The organism is Streptomyces sp. NPDC051963, assembly GCF_044593495.1.
Lineage (GTDB): Bacteria > Actinomycetota > Actinomycetes > Streptomycetales > Streptomycetaceae > Streptomyces.
Genome location: NZ_JBIUCC010000003.1, coordinates 186,430 through 204,903, shown reverse-complemented (window position 1 = coordinate 204,903; position 18,474 = coordinate 186,430). Strand labels below are relative to the sequence as shown.

Here is an 18,474-nt window from a genome sequence, read left to right as displayed (position 1 = left end):
GTGACCTTCAGCCACACCTGGTAAGAACCGCACCCGGACGACCTACGGAGCACCCCGCATGCATGACGACCGCAGCCTGGTCGAAGCCCGCCTCAAGCGCGTCCTCGACGAACGTGTCCGCCCCGCCGTGTACCCCGAGTCCGTACCGCTGGAAGTGGCGGTGTGGCACGCACCCGGCGAGCCCGTGCCGGTCGAGGAAGGGCTCGCCGCCGCACCCGAGCCGATCGAGGTGGGCGCCCGGTGGGGTGCTCCGTGGGGCACCAGCTGGTTCCGGGTCACCGGGACCGTGCCCGAGGCCTGGGCCGGACGGACCGTAGAGGCGCTCCTCGACCTCGGCTTCGACGAGAACATGCCCGGCTTCCAGTGCGAGGGCCTGGTCTACCGGCCCGACGGCACTCCGGTGAAGGGTCTCAACCCGCGCAACCAGTGGGTCAGGATCGGCGCGCCCGTCGAGGGCGGCGAGGAGGTCCGGCTGCACATCGAGGCCGCGTCCAACCCCGTCATCCTCGACTACCACCCCTTCCTGCCGACCCAGCTCGGCGACAAGGAGACGGCGGGAGGCGAGCCGCAGTACACGCTCACCCGCATGGACCTCGCCGTCTTCGACGAGACGGTGTGGCAGCTCGTCCTCGACCTGGAGGTGCTAGGCGAGCTCATGGCCGAGCTGCCGGTCGAGTCGGCGCGTCGCTGGGACATCCTGCGGGCGGTGGAGCGGGCCCTGGACGCCATCGACCTCCAGGATGTGGGCGGCACGGCGGCGCAGGCACGTGCACGGCTCGCCGACGTACTCGCCACCCCTGCCGCCCCGTCCGCACACCGCATCAGCGCCGTCGGACACGCGCACATCGACTCGGCGTGGCTGTGGCCGCTGCGCGAGACCGTGCGCAAGGTGGCCCGTACGACCTCGAACATGACCGCGCTGATCGAGGACGAGCCGGAGTTCGTCTTCGCCATGTCGCAGGCCCAGCAGTGGGCTTGGGTGAAGGAGCACCGGCCCGAGGTGTGGGCGCGGGTGAAGAAGGCCGTGGCGGACGGGCGGTTCGTGCCGGCCGGCGGCATGTGGGTGGAGTCGGACACCAACATGCCGGGCTCGGAGGCGATGGCCCGGCAGTTCGTGCACGGGAAGCGGTTCTTCCTCGACGAGTTCGGCATCGAGAACGACGAGGCCTGGCTGCCGGACACCTTCGGCTTCGCCGCGGGACTGCCGCAGATCATCAAGGCCGCCGGGTCCAAGTGGCTGCTGACGCAGAAGATCTCCTGGTCCCGGACCAACAAGTTCCCGCACCACACCTTCACCTGGGAGGGCATCGACGGCACGCGTATTTTCACGCACTTTCCGCCCGTCGACACCTACAACTGCTCCATGAAGGGCAGTGAACTCGCCCACGCCGCCCGCAACTTCAAGGACAAGGGCAAGGCCCGGCACTCCCTCGCGCCCACGGGCTGGGGCGACGGGGGCGGCGGCACCACCCGTGAGATGGTCGCCAAGGCGGCCCGACTGCGCGACCTCGAAGGATCGGCGACCGTGGTGTGGGAGACCCCCACGGAGTTCTTCCAGCAGGCCGAGGCCGAATACCCCAATCCGCCCGTCTGGGTCGGCGAGCTCTACCTCGAACTCCACCGGGCCACCCTCACCAGCCAGGCGAAGACCAAGCAGGGCAACCGCCGCAGCGAACACCTCCTGCGCGAGGCCGAACTCTGGGCGGCGACCGCGGCCGTACGGACGGGATTCCCCTATCCGTACGAGGAGTTGGACCGCATCTGGAAGACGGTCCTGCTGCACCAGTTCCATGACATCCTGCCCGGCTCGTCCATCGCCTGGGTGCACCGCGAGGCACGCGCGACCTACGAGCGGCTCGCCGGCGAGCTGAACGGCATCATCGACGCGGCCCAGCGCGCCCTGGCCGGGCAGGGCTCGACTCCGCTCGTCTTCAACGCGGCCCCGCACACCCGCGACGGCGTCCCGGCGGGCGGTGCGCGAACCCCCGTCACCGAGGGCCGCACCGCGCTCGCCCCGCGCACCGACGGCAGTCACGTCCTCGACAACGGCCTGCTCCGGATCGAGATCGACGCCCGAGGACTCGTCGTCTCCGCCTACGACATCGCCGCCGACCGCGAGACCATCGCCCCGGGACGGCCCGCGAACCTCCTCCAACTCCACCCCGACTTCCCGAACATGTGGGACGCCTGGGACGTCGACGAGTTCTACCGCAACACGGTCACCGACCTCGTCGACGCCGACGAGGTCACGGCGGGTGACGACGGCGTGTCGATCCGGATCGTACGGTCCTTCGGCGCGTCCCGCGTCACCCAGGTGCTGTCTCTCGCCCCGGGGGAGCGGCGGCTGGTGCTGGACACCGAGGTCGACTGGCACGAGACCGAGAAGTTCCTCAAGCTCGCGTTCCCGCTCGACCTGCACGCCGAACGGTATGCGTCCGAGACCCAGTTCGGGCACTTCCACCGGCCCACGCACACCAACACCAGTTGGGAGGCCGCCAAGTTCGAGGCGTGCAACCACCGGTTCGTGCACCTGGAGGAGCCCGGCTGGGGTGTGGCGATCGCCAACGACTCCACCTACGGCCACGATGTGACCCGTACCGTCCGCACCGACGGCGACGGTGGTACGACCACCACAGTTCGCGTGTCCCTCCTGCGCGCCCCGCGCTTCCCCGACCCCGAGACCGACCAGGGCATCCACCGGTTCCTGCACGCCCTGGTACCGGGCGCGGGCATCGGTGACGCCGTCCGTGAGGGCTGGCGGATCAACCTCCCGGAGCGGCGGATCACGGGCGCGTCCGACGTGGCCCCGCTGGTGAGCGTGGATCAGGAGGCGGTCGTCGTCACCGCGGTCAAGCTGGCCGACGACGGCAGCGGCGATGTGGTGGTCCGGTTCCACGAGGCCCACGGTGGGCGCGCCCGTGCGACGCTCACCGCGGGGTTCGAGGTCGCGGGCGTCGAAGTGACGGACCTGCTGGAGCGGCCGCTGACGGAGGCCGAGCCGCAGCGCGACGGCAACAGGATCACCGTACGCCTGCGGCCTTTCGAGCTGGTGACGTTGCGGCTGAAGCGGGCCTGAGCGGTGTAGGGCCGTGGGCTCAGCCTGCCAGCTGGGCCCGCAGCCACTCCTCCACTTCCCCCACATGCGCGGCCGCCGCCGCCCGTGCCGCCTCCGGGTCGCGGGCGGCCAGCGCGCGATGGATCGCGGCGTGTTCGCGGCGGGTGCGGGCGAAGGCGCCCTCTTCCTGGTAGCCGCGCCAGACGCGGGCGCGGAAGGTGCGGGAGGAGAGGCCCTCCAGGATCGCGGCCATGGTGTCGTTGCCGGCTGCGGCCGCGATCTCGCGGTGGAAGGCCAGGTCGTGGGCGAGGATCTCCTCCGGGTCGTCCGTCGCGTTCATCGCCGTCAGATGCTTCTCCACCTCGGCCAGCTGGTCCGGGGTGATGCGCGCGGCGGCCAGTGCGGTCGCGGTGGACTCCAGGATGCGGCGCACTTCGAGCAGTTCGACCAGGCGCGGGCCGCGTGAGAGGTCGGCCACGACACCGAAGGTCTCCAGCAGATCGCCGGCCTGGAGCTGGGTGACGTAGATACCGGAGCCGTGCCGGGCCTCCAGCACACCGAGGACGGTGAGCGCGCGGATCGCCTCGCGCATCGAGCTGCGCGAGATGCCCAGCTGGACCGCCAGATCGCGCTCGGTCGGCAGTCGCTGGCCGGGCTCCAGCCGGCCCTCGCCGATCATCGCCTTGATCTGCTCGATGGCGCGCTGGGTCACCGTGCCCTTCTGCGGGGCGGTCTCGTCCACGCCAGTCCTCCTGTCGCCGGTGCGCCGCAGTCTAATCACGGATGTGGTCGGACCACTACGGCCGGAAACCGCGATTATTTGCTGCGAGAGGGTGTTGTCAGGCCAAAGTGGTCTGATAAATATGCGGGCAACTGCTCGATCACGCTCGATGAGGAGCTGGCAGATGGCCGACGGATCTGTGCGGAACGGACGGTGGCGGATGTCCACGACAGCGGTGCGCCTGGCGGCGGTGGCCGCGTGCGGCGCCCTCGCGCTCACGGCATGCGGCAGCACCAAGGACACCGGCTCCGCGAGTGCCGGAGCCGGCGGCACCGGCAAGGTCGGGGTGATCCTGCCCTTGCTGACCTCGCCGTTCTGGCAGTCGTACAACGACTACGTGCCGAAGATGGCGACATCCGAAGGCGTGGAAGCGCTGAAGACGGTCAACTCCAACAGTGACCCCTCTCAGCAGATCACCGATATCAACAACCAGCTCAACCAGGGCGTGAAGGGCCTCGTCGTGGCCCCGCTGGACAGCGCCGCCATCGAGGCCGGCCTCGACCAGGCCGAGCGCAAGGGCGTGCCCGTGGTCGCCGTGGACGTGGCGCCCGAGAAGGGCAAGGTCGCCATGGTGGTGCGCGCCAACAACGTCGCGTACGGCGAGAAGGCCTGCGAGTACCTCGGCAAGCAGATCCCGTCCGGCAAGGTCGTACAGATCATGGGCGACCTCGCCTCGGTCAACGGCCGTGACCGCTCCGAGGCGTTCCGCGCCTGCATCAAGAAGAACTACCCGAAGCTGAAGGTCCTGGAGATACCGGCCAAGTGGGAGTCGGACACCGCGGCCTCCAAGCTCGACACGCTGCTGAACGCCAACCCCGACATCAAGGGCATCTACATGCAGGCGGGCGGCGTCTACCTCGCGCCCACGCTCCAGACCCTGAAGTCCAAGGGGATGCTGAAGAAGACGGGCCAGGCGGGCCACATCACGATCGTCTCCAACGACGGCATCCCGCAGGAGTTCGACGCGATCCGCAAGGGCGAGATCGACGCCACCGTCTCCCAGCCCGCCGACCTGTACGCCAAGTACGGCATGTACTACATCAAGGCGGCGATGGAGGGGAAGACCTTCAAGCCCGGCCCGACGGACCATGACTCCGAGATCGTCAAGCTGCCCAGCGGCATCCTCGAGGACCAGCTGCCCGCGCCGCTGGTCACCAAGGACAACGTCGACGACCCCGAGCTGTGGGGCAACACGATCGGATGAGCACACCACTTGTCGAGGCGCGTGGCATCACCAAGCGCTACGGCCCCACCACCGCCCTGTCCGAAGGCCGACTCACCGTGTTCCCGGGCGAGTCCCACGCCCTCGTCGGCCGCAACGGCGCCGGAAAGTCCACGCTGGTGAACATCCTCACCGGCCTTCAGCCCGCAGACGAGGGCACGGTCCTCTTCGACGGCGAGCCCGCGCCCCCGCTCGCCGACCGGGACGCCTGGCGAAGCAGGGTCGCCTGCGTCTACCAGAAGCCCACGGTCGTCCCCGAGTTGACCGTCGCCGAGAACCTGTTCATCAACCGGCAGCCCCTGAGCCGCGGCTTCATCAGCTGGCGCAGCCTGAGGTCCGAGGCCGCGGCGCTCCTCGCCACCTGGGACGTGCACGTCGACCCGGAGGCCCGCACCGCGGACCTCAAGGTCGAGGACCGCCAAATGGTGGAGATCGCCCGCGCGTTGAGCTTCGGGGCGCGGTTCATCGTCCTCGACGAACCCACCGCCCAACTCGACAACCGCGAGATCGAGCGGCTCTTCACGCGCATGCGGGCCCTCCAGGACTCGGGCGTCACCTTCCTGTTCATCTCGCACCACCTCCAGGAGGTCTACGAGGTCTGCCAGACCGTCACCGTGCTCCGCGACGCCCGCTGGATCACCACGGCACCGGTCACCGAACTCCCGCGGCAGGCGCTGGTGGAGGCCATGGCGGGGGAGTCCATCGAGACCATCGCGGAACAGGCCGTGGACCCCAGGGACGTCGACCACGACGCCCCCGTCCTACTCGCGGCCCGAGGGCTCACCTCCCCGTCGTACGAGGACATCGACCTCGTCGTCCGCCGCGGTGAGGTCGTCGGACTGGCCGGCATCAGCGGCAGCGGCAAGGTCGAACTCGCCGAGTCCTTCGCCGGACTGCACACGCCGACGGGCGGGACCGCTCAACTGGACGGGAAAAAGCTCCCGTTCGGCGATGTGCAGGCCTCGCTGAAGGCCGGGGTCGGCTGCGTCCCCCGCGACCGGCACGAGCAGGGGCTCGTCTCCGGCATGAGCATCGGCGACAACGCCACGATGACCGTCCTGAGCCGTCTGGGCCGGTACGGCTTCGTCGGCACCGACCGCAAACGCCGGGTCGCCACCGAGCTGATCGACCGCCTCGACATCCACACCGAGGGTCCCGACCAGCCCGTCTCCGACCTCTCCGGCGGCAACGCGCAGAAGGTCGTCATGGCCCGCGCCCTCGCCTCCGACCCCAAGCTCCTGGTCCTCATCAACCCCACCGCGGGCGTGGACGTGAAGTCCAAGGAGTCCCTGCTGGCCCGGATGGACAGCGCCCGCGAGGACGGCATCGCCGTGCTCGTCGTGTCCGACGAACTCGACGATCTGCGGCGCTGCGACCGCGTACTCGTTCTCTTCCACGGCCGTGTCGTCGCCGAGCACCCGGCGGGCTGGCGCGACCGTGAGCTGATCGCCTCCATTGAAGGAGTGGACCATGGCTGACACCAAGGCCCCGCCGGTGAAGCAGTTGCGGGTGCCCGAGGTGCGGGCGGCCCGCACGGTACTGTTGCGTCGCGCCCGTGAACTGGCCCTCGTACCAGCCCTGTTGCTGCTCATGGTGCTCGGTGCGGTGGTCAACGACTCGTTTCTCACCGAGCGCAACCTGATCTCCATCCTCGGTGCCTCGGCGGCGCTCGCGATGGTGGTGCTGGCCGAGTCGCTGGTGCTGATCACCGGCAAGTTCGACCTGTCCCTGGAGTCGGTCGTCGGTATCGCGCCCGCTGTCGGAGCGCTGCTGGTGCTGCCCGTCGCCCAGTCCGGCTGGGGCACCGAGTTCCCGGCCGCGCTCGCGCTGTTGGCGATTCTCGTGGTGGGCGCGGCGATCGGCGCGTTCAACGGCATCCTGGTCGTGAAGTTCCGGCTGAACGCGTTCATCGTGACGCTCGCGATGCTGATCGTGCTGCGCGGTCTGCTGGTGGGCGCGACCAAGGGCAAGACGCTGTTCGGGATGCCCGACAGCTTCTACTCCCTGGCCACCACCACCTTCCTCAACGTCCCGATGTCGGTGTGGCTCGCCGCCGTCGCCTTCGCGGTCGCCGGGTTCGTGCTGAAGTACCACCGCATCGGGCGGGCGCTGTACGCCATCGGCGGCAACACGGACGCGGCCCGGGCGGCCGGTATCCGGGTCGAGCGGGTGATGCTCGGCGTGTTCGTCGTCGCGGGAATGCTGGCCGCGGTGGGCGGGATCATGCAGACCGGCTATGTCGGGGCGATCAGCGCCAACCAGGGCAACAACATGATCTTCACCGTGTTCGCGGCGGCGGTCATCGGCGGCATCAGCCTCGACGGCGGCAAGGGCACCATGTTCGGCGCCCTGACCGGCGTACTGCTCCTGGGAGTCGTGCAGAACCTGCTCACCCTCGCCCAGGTGCCGTCGTTCTGGATCCAGGCCATCTACGGCGGAATCATCCTGGTCGCCCTCATGATCGCCCGCGTGACGACGGGCCGCGCCCAGGACTGACCCGCCCTGTCCCTGCCAGCGACCGAAAGGCCCTCTGTGTCCCAGACGCCCGGCTCCTCTGCCCGCATCTCCGCGCTCGACACCCATGACATCCGTTTCCCCACCTCGCGGGAGCTCGACGGCTCCGACGCGATGAACCCGGACCCCGACTACTCGGCTGCGTACGTCGTGCTGCGCACGGACGCCGAGGGCGGTCCCGAGGGGCACGGTTTCACCTTCACCATCGGGCGGGGCAACGAGGTCCAGGTCGCCGCGATCCACGCACTGCGCCACCACGTGGTCGGACGGTCCGTCGACGAGCTGTGCGACGACCCGGGATCCCTGTTCCGCGACCTGATCGGCGACAGCCAACTGCGCTGGCTCGGGCCCGAGAAGGGCGTGATGCACATGGCGATCGGTGCGGTGACCAACGCGGTGTGGGACCTGGCCGCCAAGCGGGCCGACAAGCCGCTCTGGCAACTGCTCGCCGACGCCGACCCCGAGTGGCTGGTCGGCCAGATCGACTTCCGCTATCTCACGGACGCGCTCACGCCCGAGGAGGCGCTGACCCTCCTGCGCCGCGGCCGCGAAGGCGCCGGGGACCGCCGGGCCCGGCTCCTGGAGCGCGGCTACCCCGCCTACACCACGTCCGCCGGCTGGCTCGGCTACGACGACGACAAGCTCACCCGGCTCGCCGCCGAGGCGGTCGCCGACGGCTTCCGGCAGATCAAGCTGAAGGTCGGCGCCGACCTGGAGGACGACATCCGGCGCTGCCGGGTCGCCCGGTCCGTGGTCGGCCCGGACATCCGCATGGCGATCGACGCCAACCAGCGCTGGGACGTCGACGAGGCGATCCGCTGGACCAAGGCCCTCGCCGAGTTCGACCCGTACTGGATCGAGGAGCCCACCAGCCCCGACGACGTCCTCGGCCACGCGGCGATCCGCCGTGCCGTGGCCCCGGTGAAGGTCGCCACCGGCGAGCACGTGCAGAACCGGATCGTCTTCAAGCAGCTGCTCCAGGCCGGCGCGATCGATGTCGTCCAGATCGACGCGGTCCGGGTCGCCGGCGTCAACGAGAACCTGGCGATCCTGCTGCTCGCGGCCAAGTTCGGCGTGCCGGTCTGCCCGCACGCGGGCGGGGTCGGCCTGTGCGAACTCGTCCAGCACCTGTCGATGTTCGACTACGTCGCGGTCTCCGGGACCACCGACGACCGCGTCATCGAGTACGTCGACCATCTGCACGACCACTTCCTCGCCCCGGTGGTGATCCGCGAAGGTCACTACACGGCACCCACCGCGCCGGGCTTCTCGGCTGCCATGCGGCCGGAATCCATCGCGCGGTACACGTTCCCGGACGGCGCCTTCTGGGCCGCCGACCTCCAGACGCAGAACGTCACGGACAAGAAGGGCCAGGCAGCATGAGCGACTTCGAGGGCCTCAAGGCGTTGGTGACGGGCGGCGCTTCCGGCATCGGCCGGGCCACCGCGGAACTCCTGGCCGAGCGCGGCGCCCAGGTCGCCGTCCTCGACCTGGACCCGTCCTCGGTGGAGAAGCCGCTGCTCGCCCACCGTGCCGACGTCACCGACGACGCCTCCGTCCGCGAGGCAGTCGCCGCCGCGGTCGCCGACCTCGGCGGACTCGACATCCTGATCAACAACGCGGGCATCGGCGCCCAGGGCACCGTCGAGGACAACGACGACGCCGAATGGCACCGCGTCCTGGACGTCAACGTCGTCGGCATGGTCCGCGCGGCCCGCGCCGCCCTCCCGCACCTGCGCAGGTCCTCGCACGCCGCGATCGTCAACACCTGCTCCATCGCCGCCACCGCCGGCCTTCCGCAACGCGCCCTGTACAGCGCGACGAAGGGCGCCGTGTACTCGCTCACCCTGGCGATGGCCGCCGACCACGTCCGTGAGGGCATCCGCGTCAACTGCGTCAACCCCGGCACCGTCGACACCCCGTGGGTCGGCCGTCTCCTCGACTCCGCTGACAGCCCGGCCGCCGAACGCGCGGCCCTGGAGGCCCGCCAGCCCACCGGCCGACTGGTCACCGCGGCCGAAGTCGCGGGCGCCGTCGCCTACTTGGCGAGCCCCCTGTCCGGCGCCACCACCGGCACCGCGCTGGCCGTCGACGGCGGCATGCAGGGCCTGCGACTGCGCCCGGCGGGCCAGTGAGCACCCTCGGCAGGAGCGGCGTCGAGGTCACCGACCTCGCCCTCGGCGCCGCTCCGCTCGGCAATCTGTTCACCGAGGTCACGGACGAGCAGGCGGACGAAGCCGTGGCCGCCGCCTGGCAGCAGGGCATCCGCTACTTCGACACCGCCCCGCACTACGGCCTCGGCCTGTCCGAGCGCCGACTGGGCGCCGCCCTGCGCGAACACCCGCGCGAGGCGTACACGATCTCCACGAAGGTCGGCCGCCGTCTGGAACCCTCCGACGCCCCGGGCGACGACCTGGCGAACGGCTTCGCCGTGCCCGCCACCCACCACCGTGTGTGGGACTTCAGCGCGGACGGCATACGACGCTCCCTCGACGCGAGCCTGGAACGGCTCGGCCTCGACCGCGTCGACGCCGTCTACCTCCACGACCCCGACGACCACGCCGAACAGGCCTTCCGCGAGGGCTATCCGGCTCTGGAGAAGCTGCGCGCCGAGGGCGTGGTCGGCGCGATCGGCGCGGGCATGAACCAGGTCGAGATGCTCACCCGCTTCGTCCGCGACACGGACGTGGACGTGGTGCTGTGCGCCGGCCGGTACACGCTGCTCGACCAGAGCGCGCTGACCGATCTGCTGCCCGCCGCCCTCGCGCGCGGCACGTCCGTCGTCGTCGGCGGCGCCTTCAACTCCGGCCTGCTGGCGGATCCGAAGCCGGAGGCGACGTACAACTACGCCCAGGCGCCTGCGGAGTTGCTGGACCGCGCCCTGCGCATGAAGTCCGTCGCCGACCGCCACGGCATCACCCTGAGAGCGGCCGCGCTCGCCTACTGCGCCGTGCACCCGGCCGTCGCCTGCGTGCTCGTCGGCGCGCGGTCGGCGGCCGAAGTCCGGGACTGCGCCGAGCAGTTCGCGACGGAGGTGCCCGCGGCGTACTGGCAGGAGCTGAGAGAGACCGGCCTGCTGACCGACGAGGAGCCGTCATGAGAGTCGCCCTGCACACCAAGGTCCGCGCGGACCGCATCGCGGACTACGAGGCCGCGCACCGCGAGGTACCCAAGGAACTCGTGGTCGCCATCCGCGCCGCCGGTGCCACCTCCTGGACGATCTGGCGCAGTGGCACCGACCTCTTCCACCTCCTGGAGTGCGAGGACTACGCGCGACTCCTCGCCGAGCTGGACGAGCTTCCGGTCAACGTCGCCTGGCAGGCCCGGATGGCGGAAATCCTGGACGTGGTGCACGACTACTCCGACCAGGGGGCGGGCGACGCCCTGCCCGTCGTATGGGAGCTGCCGTGACCGTCGACGCCCACCACCACGTCTGGGACCTCTCCGTACGCGACCAGGACTGGATCACCGGGGACGAACTCCGGCCGCTGAGGCGGAACTTCACCGTCGCCGACCTGGAACCCGAGGCGCGGGCCGCCGGAGTGGACCGGACCGTCCTCGTCCAGACGATCACCGTGCCGGAGGAGACCCCGGAGTTCCTCGCCCTCGCGGCCGAGCACGAGCTGATCGCCGGTGTCGTCGGCTGGACCGACCTCACCAGCCCGGGCGTCGCCGACGAGCTGGCCCGGCTGCGCGAACTCCCCGGCGGCGGCTACTTGAAAGGCATCCGTCACCAGGTCCAGGGCGAATCCGACCCGGAGTGGCTGCTGCGTCCCGACGTACGCCGCGGCCTCGCCGCCGTCGCCGACGCGGGCCTGGTCTACGACCTCGTCGTCCTTCCCCAGCAGCTGCCCGCCTGCGCGAAGGCCGCAGTCGACCATCCGGGCCTCACCCTCGTCCTGGACCACCTGGGCAAACCCCCCATTGCCGCCCGTGAACGGGAACCCTGGGCGAGCGCCGTCCGGACCCTCGCCGCGCTGCCCAACACGGTCTGCAAGCTCTCCGGCATGGTCACCGAGGCCGACCCGGGCTCCTGGACGGTCGACGACCTGCGCCCGTACGCCGACATCGTCCTCGAAGCCTTCGGTCCGGACCGCCTGATGTTCGGCTCGGACTGGCCGGTGTGCACACTGGCGGCGACCTACGGTGAAGTGATGGAGACGGCACGGCAGTTGACGGACGCAGCGGATCGCGCCCGGATCCTCGAATCCACCGCCACCCGCGTCTACGACCTCTGAGCCGTCCCCGCCAGCCGCGTCGGCGGCAGATACTCCCGGACGTACGTCCGCTCCCAGCACGCGCCCGTCTCCCGCAGCTCGCGCCAGGTGGTGTAGCGGTAGCGGAAGAGCCGGGCGCGGACGAACCGCGGGGGCCCGTCGGGCGGGAAGGGGGAGCGGCGCAGCAGCTTCAGGGTGGCGGGGTCGTTCTCCAGGAGCCGCTCCACCAGGGCGCCGAACCAGGATTCCGCGTAGGCGGGCGACAGCGCGGCGAACCACATCATCCAGTCGAGTCGCAGATGGTAGGGCGCGAACTGGCGCGGCCAGCGCCGGGGATCACCCGGCTTGCCCTTGAACTCGTACTCCCGCCAGTCCGAGTCCTCGTGCGGCACCGGATCGGCCGTGCCCTCGACCACCACCTCGTAGCGGATCCGGCTGACGCTGCCGAACGCGCCGTAGGTGTTGACCAGGTGGAGCGGGTCGAAGGAGCGGTTCATCACCTGGCGGCGGGAGATCATGTTGCGGACGGGGTGGTAGCTCAGGCCCACGAGCAGTGCGGCGACGGCGAGGACGAGGACCTCGTACCAGAGCGGGGCGTCCGCGGCGGACGGCGGTGAGCCCGGGAACCGTACGGCCGACAGGGCCAGCACGATCGTGATCCAGTTCAGCCAGGAGAAGTTGCCCGACAGGACCAGCCACAGCTGGGTGACGATCATCAGTGCCGCGGCGGCCGTCGCGAGGGGCTGCGGGGTGAACAGCAGGACGGGCACGACGAGTTGGGTGAAGTGATTCGCGGCCACCTCCGCCCGGTGCAGGGGCCGGGGGAGATGGTGGAAGAACCAGCTCAGCGGGCCCGGCATCGGCTGGGTCTCGTGGTGGTGGTCCAGGCAGGTCAGGTTCCGCCAGCAGGCGTCACCGCGCATCTTGATCAGACCCGCGCCGAACTCCACCCGGAACAGGATCCAGCGCAGCAGGAACAGGACCACGATCGGCGGGGCCACCTCGTTATTGCCGAGGAAGACCGCGAGAAACCCGACCTCCAGAAGCAGCGACTCCCAGCCGAAGCCGTACCAGGTCTGGCCGACGTTGACGATCGACAGATACAGCACCCACGGCACCAGCCACAGCGCCATGCCGCCCCACAGCGGCAGCAGCGAGTCGACCCCCGCCAGCAGTGCCGCCGACACCGCGCAGCCCGCCCAGGCCGAGGCCGCGAAGAACCGGTCCGAGTAGTGCCATTGGAAGAGGCTCGGCGCCCGCCCGAAGGGCACCCGCGCGACGAACCGCGGGATCGGCAGCATGCCGCGCTCGCCCAGCAACGCGCGGAACTGCAGCGCCGCCGTCACAAACGCGACGAGATACACGGCGGCCAGAGCCCGCTGGAAGACCAGCCGGCTCAGCCAGTAGTCGGAAGCGGTGAACCAGTCCACAGCCCTGCTTTCCTGACTCCATTGTCGCGCCGGAAACCCATGTCACTCTCCGTGTGTATCTTCTCCCGCTTGCGTAACCCAAGTGAGCGAAGCAGACAATAGTGACGAACTGTGCCCGGGACGAAGCGGGAGGACGACGTGCGGCTACCCATCCGAACCGTCGTCATGGCCTGTGTGCTCTCGGCGATCCTCTTCGTCGCCGGCTGCGGCGACACCGGCGGCGACACGGACCGGGCTGCGCATGCCACGCGGGCCTCGCAGCCGAGCGGAGAGCTCTTCCTCCAGCCGGCCGCCGCCCGGGGCCCGGATCCCTTCACGGCCTCCACCGCGACCTCGACGGCCACCCCGCCGACGGTCGTACAACCGGCCTCGTCGACGCCCACGGGGAGCGCCTCCGCCCTGCCCGGAGTGCGGTCCTTCTCCGGCGGGACGCCCGGTCTGTACGGCGGCCGGCCGAGGCAGGGCAGTTGCGACCTGAACCGGCAGATCGCCCTCCTCGCCGCCGACCGGACCAAGGCCGGCGCCTTCGCCCGGGTCACGGGCGTCTCCGAGGCCTCGGTCCCCTCCTATGCGCGCGGTCTGACCCCGGTCGTGCTGCGGGCCGACACCCGGGTCACCAACCACGGCTACCGCAGCGGCCGGGCGACCGGCTACCAGTCCGTGCTCCAGGCCGGTACGGCCGTCCTCGTCGACAACCGGGGTGTGCCGCGCGTCCGCTGCGCCTGCGGCAACCCGCTCCGGCCGCCGGTCGCGATGCGGGGCACTCCGGGCACCAACGGCCGCCCCTGGTCGGGCTACCGCCCCGCGCAGGTCGTCGTGGTCGCCCCCGCGCCCCGGATCATCACCGACATCACGATCGTCAGCACCGTCGACAACACCTGGATCGAGCGACGGGTCGGCCATGACGTCCGCCACGACCGCAGGGTGCCCCCGCCGCGCCCGGTGACGCCGACGCCGCCCCGCACGTCCGAGCCGACTCCCACACCACCGCCGAGTGAGTCCGGCGCGTCTCCCGGCGAGGAGAGCCGAGCCCCGAGCGACCGCCCCTCCGACGGGCAGCGCCACTCCCCGGAGGAGTCGGCCACCGTCACCGCGACGCCCCCGACCAGCGAGCCCGAGAGCCCGCCCGAGCCGCCGGACGTCACCACGACCCCTCCGGAAGAGAAACCCGACTCCCCACCCGACACCTCTCCGGAGACCTCACAGTCCCCGGTGTCCCCCGACGAGGTCGGCCCCGAGACCGTGCCGGACACCCCGGACGCGCCCGACGGCGGCGGGCTGGTCCCCGACGAGCCGGAGAGCACCGACATCATCCTCGGCAGCCCGACAGACGTCTTCGGCGGCTGACCACCGGACCATTTCCCGGAGCTGCGCTCACCGGTCGAAGAATCCGTCGAATCCTGGCAAGGTGGGCCCATGGTTGATCGGGGAGCGAGCGCCCCGTCACTCCCGGACGACTGGCCCGCCCACCCGGACCCGATCCTGGCGCTCAACCGAATGGGCAGCTTCGACTGGGACCTGGACACCGGCCTGTTCCACATGGATGCCCAGGCCCACGAGGTCTTCGACCTGCGCCCTGACGAATACGACGGACACCCCGAAACCCTGGCCGTCCGGGTCCCACGCCCCGAGGCATACCGGCTCGACGGCCTCGTCTCCCAGGCCATGAAGGACGGCAGCGAGAACTACGGCGTCTACTTCCGCATCCGCCGCAGAGACGGCACCCTGCGCTGGACCCACACCCAGGGTTACATCCGTCGCGACGAGACCGGCCGGCCACGCCGCATCATCGGCATCGTCCGGGACGCCACCCAGGAACTCGCCGAGATCGAGGACCGCCGCAACCAGGCCGCACAGGACGAGGCCCACCGCCGGCAGACCAACGTCGTCCAGCTCACCACCGCCGCCCTCGCCCACGCCCGTACCGTCCAGGACGTCATCGACGCCCTCAAGGACACCCACGGCCTCACCCACCTCGGCGCCACCAGTCTGGTCATGGGCCTGGTCGAGGCCGGCCGTATCCGGCTGATCGCGGAGGGCCCCGCGGGCAGCTTCGTGCCCGGCACCGACGTCACCCGCATCGACGAGCCCTACCCCATGAGTGAGGTCGTCCGCACCCTCACCCCGAAGTTCATCGAGTCGCCCGAGGAGTTCGCCGAGGGCTATCCCGTGCTGTGGCCGCACATCACCGACCTGGACATCACCTCGGCCGCCTACCTCCCGCTCATCGCCCAGGCCAGGCCCATCGGCGCCGTCGGCCTGCTCTACAGCGACCGGCGCGGCTTCACCCCCGACGAACGCAACGTGCTCGTCGCCCTCGGCTCCAGCATCGCGCAGAGCCTCCAGCGGGCCATGCTCTACGAACAGGAGAAGGACCTCGCCGCCGGCCTCCAGCAGGCCATGCTGCCGCGCAGCATCCCCAGCGTGCCCGGCGCCGAGGTCGCCGTCCGCTACCGATCGGGCTCCCTGGGCCGGGACATCGGCGGCGACTGGTACGACCTGATACCGCTGCCGGGCGGCCGCGTCGGGGCCGTCATCGGCGACGTCCAGGGCCATGACACACACGCCGCCGCCGTCATGGGTCAGCTGCGCATCGTCCTGCGGGCCTACGCCGCCGAGGGCCACACGCCCGCCACGGTGATGGCCCGCGCCTCCGTCTTCCTGCACGAACTCGACACCGACCGCTTCGCGACCTGTCTGTACGCGGAGGCCGACCTCTCGACCGGGGTCGTCCAGGTGGTCCGGGCCGGCCACATCGACCCGCTGGTCCGGCAGACCGACGGGACCTGCCGCCGGGTGGCCGTGGAGGGCGGGCTCCCGCTCGGGCTGTCCGCCGAGTTCGGCCGCATCGAGTATCCGGTCGGCACCATCGAGCTCGATCCCGGCCACACCCTGCTGCTGTGCACCGACGGCCTGGTGGAACAGCCCGGCGCCGACCTCGACGACGGCATGCAGACCCTGGCAGCGATGATCAAGACCGGCCCGGACGACGTGTACGACCTCGCCGACCTGCTCATCGACGTGGCCGAGGAACGCGGCGGCGACGACGACGTGGCCCTGCTCCTGCTGCGCCGACGCAGTCTGGACACCCCCAAGTCCGGCGGCCGCCTCCAGCAGCACGTGGCACCCGGCGACCCCGAGGCGCTCAGCCAGGCCCGGCACATGATCCGCGCCGCCGTCCGGGCCTGGGGCGCCCGTGAGCGCGCCGACGAGATCGAACTCGTCGCCGACGAACTGATCACCAACGCCCTGATGCACACCGAGGGCTCCGCCGTGGTCACCCTGCGGGTGCTGGCCGGCACCGACCGGCGGCTGCGTGTCGAGGTCGAGGACTCCTCCAGCGCTCTGCCACGCCGCCGCGACGCGGGGGAGTCGGGTGTCTCCGGGCGCGGGCTGCTCCTGGTCGACATGCTGACGGACGTGTGGGGCGTGGAGGCGCGGGGCGGCGGCAAGTGCGTGTGGTGCGAGTTCGTGGTGCCGGAACGGGGCTGAGTCCTTCGGTCCCGGATGGCACTCTGGACGTATGCCGGAACTGCCCGAGGTGGAAGCGCTCAAGGACTTCCTGACCGAGAACCTGATCGGCCACGAGATCGTCAGGGTGCTGCCCGTCGCGATCAGCGTCCTGAAGACGTACGACCCTCCGCTCACGGCCGTCGAGGGCCGCGCGGTCACCGCCGTGCGGCGGCACGGCAAGTTCCTCGACCTGGAGACCGACGGCGGCCCGCACTTCGTGACCCATCTGGCCCGCGCCGGCTGGCTGCACTGGAAGGACAGGCTTCCCGACGGCCCGCCCAAGCCCGGCAAGGGCCCCCTCGCGCTGCGCGTCGCCCTGGAGACCGGCGAGGGCTTCGACCTGACGGAGGCCGGCACCCAGAAGCGACTGGCGGTGTACGTCGTACACGATCCCCAGGAGGTCCCGGGCATCGCCCGCCTCGGCCCGGACCCGCTCGCCGACGACTTCGACGAGCCGCGCCTCGCGGCCCTGCTGGGGGACGAGCGACGGCAGCTCAAGGGCGCCCTGCGAGACCAGAGCCTGATCGCCGGCGTGGGCAACGCCTACAGCGACGAGATCCTGCACGCGGCCAAGATGTCGCCCTTCAAACTGGCCGTGTCCCTGACCCCGCAGGAGACCTCCCGGCTCTACGAGGCGCTGCGCTCCACGCTCACCGAGGCCGTCGAGCGCTCCCGAGGTGTCGCCGCCGGACGTCTGAAGGCCGAGAAGAAGAGCGGTCTGCGCGTGCACGGCAGGACGGGCGAGCCCTGCCCGGTGTGCGGCGACACCATCCGCGAGGTCTCCTTCAGCGACTCCTCGCTCCAGTACTGCCCGACCTGCCAGACCGGCGGCAAGCCGCTCGCGGACCGCAGGATGTCGCGGCTGCTCAAGTAGCGTGCCGCGCTCAGCCAGCGCCGGCGGTCAGGCAGCGCCCGAAGGGGCGCGGGGCTGTATCAATTTGCGGCTCCGCCGCGCGGGCGCGACCAGCCACGACGGACCCGCAGCCGACCGACGGCCCATCGCGGCCACACAGCCCGCGGAGCCTAGCTGGGTTCGAGTGTCACCAGATGCTCGCCGTCCGTCGTGCGGACCTCGTACCGGTCGATCTGCTCGGTGTGCATGGACGAGCTGCCGTGCATGGTGTTCTCGCGGGCGTCGTGGCGGGGGGTCATCCAGTTGGTGACGGTCTCCTCCGAGCCGTCGCGGCCGAGGACGACCAGACGGCAGGGGCGCGGCCCGGCCCCGTCCTTCACCTTCAGCTCGATATGGCTGCCCGAGGCCCCGTTCTCGGCCGTGACCTGCGCCCATACGCCCGACCGCTCGTCGGTCGCGGTGATGCTCACCCCGCTGTTGCCGCCGCCCGCCGTGATCGCGAGTGCCGGTGCCGCCACCGCGATCGCCACGGAGGCCGCCACGGAGTACAGCAGGCGCCTGCGCCCGACCCGTCGCCGGGCGGTCACCTCGCCGAGCAGCCGGTCCAGCAGCCGGGGGCCGGGCTGGGTCATGGGGTTGACGAAACGCGGCGTGGCCCGCCGGTACAACATCAACTGTCGGGTCGCCGGCCCGAACTCGGTCACGTGTGCCGCACAGCTGGGGCACTCCATGAGGTGGTCCTCGAAGCGGAACGCGTCCGCCTCGTCCAGCACGCCGAGCGCGTACGCGGCGACGTCGCGATGCCTCTCCAGGGACCTCATGCCGAATCCTCGTGCCGTTGGGTGCGGGTGGGGTTACTCCTTGCTCCCACCGGTACGCACCAGGCCGC

General features: G+C 70.9%; 15 protein-coding genes. 12 read left to right on the top strand and 3 right to left on the bottom strand.

Annotated elements, in window-relative coordinates; translation table 11 throughout:
* Positions 1-58: 58 nt before the first annotated feature.
* Complete coding sequence (locus ACIHFB_RS13515) at positions 59-3,076, top strand: alpha-mannosidase (protein ID WP_400126856.1); 3,018 nt, start codon at positions 59-61, stop codon at positions 3,074-3,076.
* Between the two features lie 19 nt (positions 3,077-3,095).
* Here the strand turns inward: ACIHFB_RS13515 and ACIHFB_RS13510 are convergent, their stop codons facing one another.
* On the bottom strand, positions 3,096-3,797 hold the full coding sequence (locus ACIHFB_RS13510; protein ID WP_365280115.1) for an FCD domain-containing protein: 702 nt from the start codon (positions 3,795-3,797) through the stop codon (positions 3,096-3,098).
* Between the two features lie 199 nt (positions 3,798-3,996).
* On the opposite strand from ACIHFB_RS13510, the gene ACIHFB_RS13505 reads away from it, so the two are divergent.
* The 8 genes from ACIHFB_RS13505 to ACIHFB_RS13470 are packed head-to-tail and all read left to right on the top strand — an operon-like array spanning position 3,997 to position 11,810.
* Positions 3,997-5,040 carry a sugar ABC transporter substrate-binding protein gene (locus ACIHFB_RS13505; protein ID WP_400127148.1) on the top strand — a complete coding sequence of 348 codons (1,044 nt, stop codon included), beginning with the start codon at positions 3,997-3,999 and terminating at the stop codon, positions 5,038-5,040.
* Positions 5,037-6,536 (top strand): sugar ABC transporter ATP-binding protein, encoded by a 1,500-nt coding sequence (locus tag ACIHFB_RS13500; protein WP_365280112.1) that lies wholly within the window; start codon positions 5,037-5,039, stop codon positions 6,534-6,536. The genes ACIHFB_RS13505 and ACIHFB_RS13500 overlap by 4 nt, the downstream gene beginning before the upstream one ends.
* Complete coding sequence (locus ACIHFB_RS13495; protein WP_365280109.1) at positions 6,529-7,554, top strand: ABC transporter permease; 1,026 nt, start codon at positions 6,529-6,531, stop codon at positions 7,552-7,554. The genes ACIHFB_RS13500 and ACIHFB_RS13495 overlap by 8 nt, the downstream gene beginning before the upstream one ends.
* A gap of 36 nt (positions 7,555-7,590) precedes the next feature.
* Entirely contained in the window at positions 7,591-8,955 is a 1,365-nt protein-coding gene (locus tag ACIHFB_RS13490; protein WP_365280106.1) for an L-fuconate dehydratase, read from the top strand.
* Positions 8,952-9,707 (top strand): SDR family oxidoreductase, encoded by a 756-nt coding sequence (locus tag ACIHFB_RS13485; protein ID WP_365280103.1) that lies wholly within the window; start codon positions 8,952-8,954, stop codon positions 9,705-9,707. Before ACIHFB_RS13490 ends, ACIHFB_RS13485 begins: the two co-directional genes overlap by 4 nt.
* The gene (locus ACIHFB_RS13480) at positions 9,704-10,672 is read left to right on the top strand and encodes an aldo/keto reductase (protein ID WP_365280100.1); all 969 of its coding nucleotides are present in this window, start codon (positions 9,704-9,706) and stop codon (positions 10,670-10,672) included. The genes ACIHFB_RS13485 and ACIHFB_RS13480 overlap by 4 nt, the downstream gene beginning before the upstream one ends.
* Positions 10,669-10,983: an L-rhamnose mutarotase gene (locus ACIHFB_RS13475; protein WP_365280097.1), complete on the top strand. Its 315-nt coding sequence runs from the start codon at positions 10,669-10,671 to the stop codon at positions 10,981-10,983. The genes ACIHFB_RS13480 and ACIHFB_RS13475 overlap by 4 nt, the downstream gene beginning before the upstream one ends.
* On the top strand, positions 10,968-11,810 hold the full coding sequence (locus ACIHFB_RS13470; RefSeq protein WP_400126855.1) for an amidohydrolase family protein: 843 nt from the start codon (positions 10,968-10,970) through the stop codon (positions 11,808-11,810). Before ACIHFB_RS13475 ends, ACIHFB_RS13470 begins: the two co-directional genes overlap by 16 nt.
* Here the strand turns inward: ACIHFB_RS13470 and ACIHFB_RS13465 are convergent.
* A complete protein-coding gene (locus ACIHFB_RS13465; RefSeq protein ID WP_400126854.1) occupies positions 11,798-13,219 on the bottom strand; it encodes a lipase maturation factor family protein in 1,422 nt (473 codons plus the stop codon). The two genes, ACIHFB_RS13470 and ACIHFB_RS13465, sit on opposite strands and share 13 nt — an antisense overlap.
* A 138-nt stretch (positions 13,220-13,357) precedes the next feature.
* Here ACIHFB_RS13465 and ACIHFB_RS13460 point away from each other — a divergent pair, with 138 nt between their 5' ends.
* The 3 genes from ACIHFB_RS13460 to ACIHFB_RS13450 all read left to right on the top strand — a co-directional run bounded on the left by ACIHFB_RS13460 (position 13,358) and on the right by ACIHFB_RS13450 (position 17,606).
* Positions 13,358-14,566, top strand: a complete 1,209-nt coding sequence (locus tag ACIHFB_RS13460) for a DUF6777 domain-containing protein (RefSeq protein WP_365280090.1) — start codon at positions 13,358-13,360, stop codon at positions 14,564-14,566.
* 69 nt (positions 14,567-14,635) lie between these two features.
* Positions 14,636-16,711 (top strand): SpoIIE family protein phosphatase, encoded by a 2,076-nt coding sequence (locus ACIHFB_RS13455; RefSeq protein ID WP_400126853.1) that lies wholly within the window; start codon positions 14,636-14,638, stop codon positions 16,709-16,711.
* Positions 16,712-16,742: 31 nt separating this feature from the next.
* The gene (locus ACIHFB_RS13450; RefSeq protein ID WP_400126852.1) at positions 16,743-17,606 is read left to right on the top strand and encodes an Fpg/Nei family DNA glycosylase; all 864 of its coding nucleotides are present in this window, start codon (positions 16,743-16,745) and stop codon (positions 17,604-17,606) included.
* Between the two features lie 149 nt (positions 17,607-17,755).
* Here ACIHFB_RS13450 and ACIHFB_RS13445 read toward each other — a convergent pair whose 3' ends face one another.
* Complete coding sequence (locus ACIHFB_RS13445; RefSeq protein WP_365280081.1) at positions 17,756-18,406, bottom strand: zf-HC2 domain-containing protein; 651 nt, start codon at positions 18,404-18,406, stop codon at positions 17,756-17,758.
* Positions 18,407-18,474: the final 68 nt, after the last annotated feature.

Coding starts and splice junctions, on each gene's coding strand:
- ACIHFB_RS13515 (WP_400126856.1), top strand. CDS start 59: ATGCATGACGACCGCAGCCTGGTCGAAGCCCGCCTCAAGCGCGTCCTC.
- ACIHFB_RS13505 (WP_400127148.1), top strand. CDS start 3,997: ATGTCCACGACAGCGGTGCGCCTGGCGGCGGTGGCCGCGTGCGGCGCC.
- ACIHFB_RS13500 (WP_365280112.1), top strand. CDS start 5,037: ATGAGCACACCACTTGTCGAGGCGCGTGGCATCACCAAGCGCTACGGC.
- ACIHFB_RS13495 (WP_365280109.1), top strand. CDS start 6,529: ATGGCTGACACCAAGGCCCCGCCGGTGAAGCAGTTGCGGGTGCCCGAG.
- ACIHFB_RS13485 (WP_365280103.1), top strand. CDS start 8,952: ATGAGCGACTTCGAGGGCCTCAAGGCGTTGGTGACGGGCGGCGCTTCC.
- ACIHFB_RS13475 (WP_365280097.1), top strand. CDS start 10,669: ATGAGAGTCGCCCTGCACACCAAGGTCCGCGCGGACCGCATCGCGGAC.
- ACIHFB_RS13470 (WP_400126855.1), top strand. CDS start 10,968: ATGGGAGCTGCCGTGACCGTCGACGCCCACCACCACGTCTGGGACCTC.
- ACIHFB_RS13455 (WP_400126853.1), top strand. CDS start 14,636: ATGGTTGATCGGGGAGCGAGCGCCCCGTCACTCCCGGACGACTGGCCC.
- ACIHFB_RS13450 (WP_400126852.1), top strand. CDS start 16,743: ATGCCGGAACTGCCCGAGGTGGAAGCGCTCAAGGACTTCCTGACCGAG.
- ACIHFB_RS13445 (WP_365280081.1), bottom strand. CDS start 18,406: ATGAGGTCCCTGGAGAGGCATCGCGACGTCGCCGCGTACGCGCTCGGC.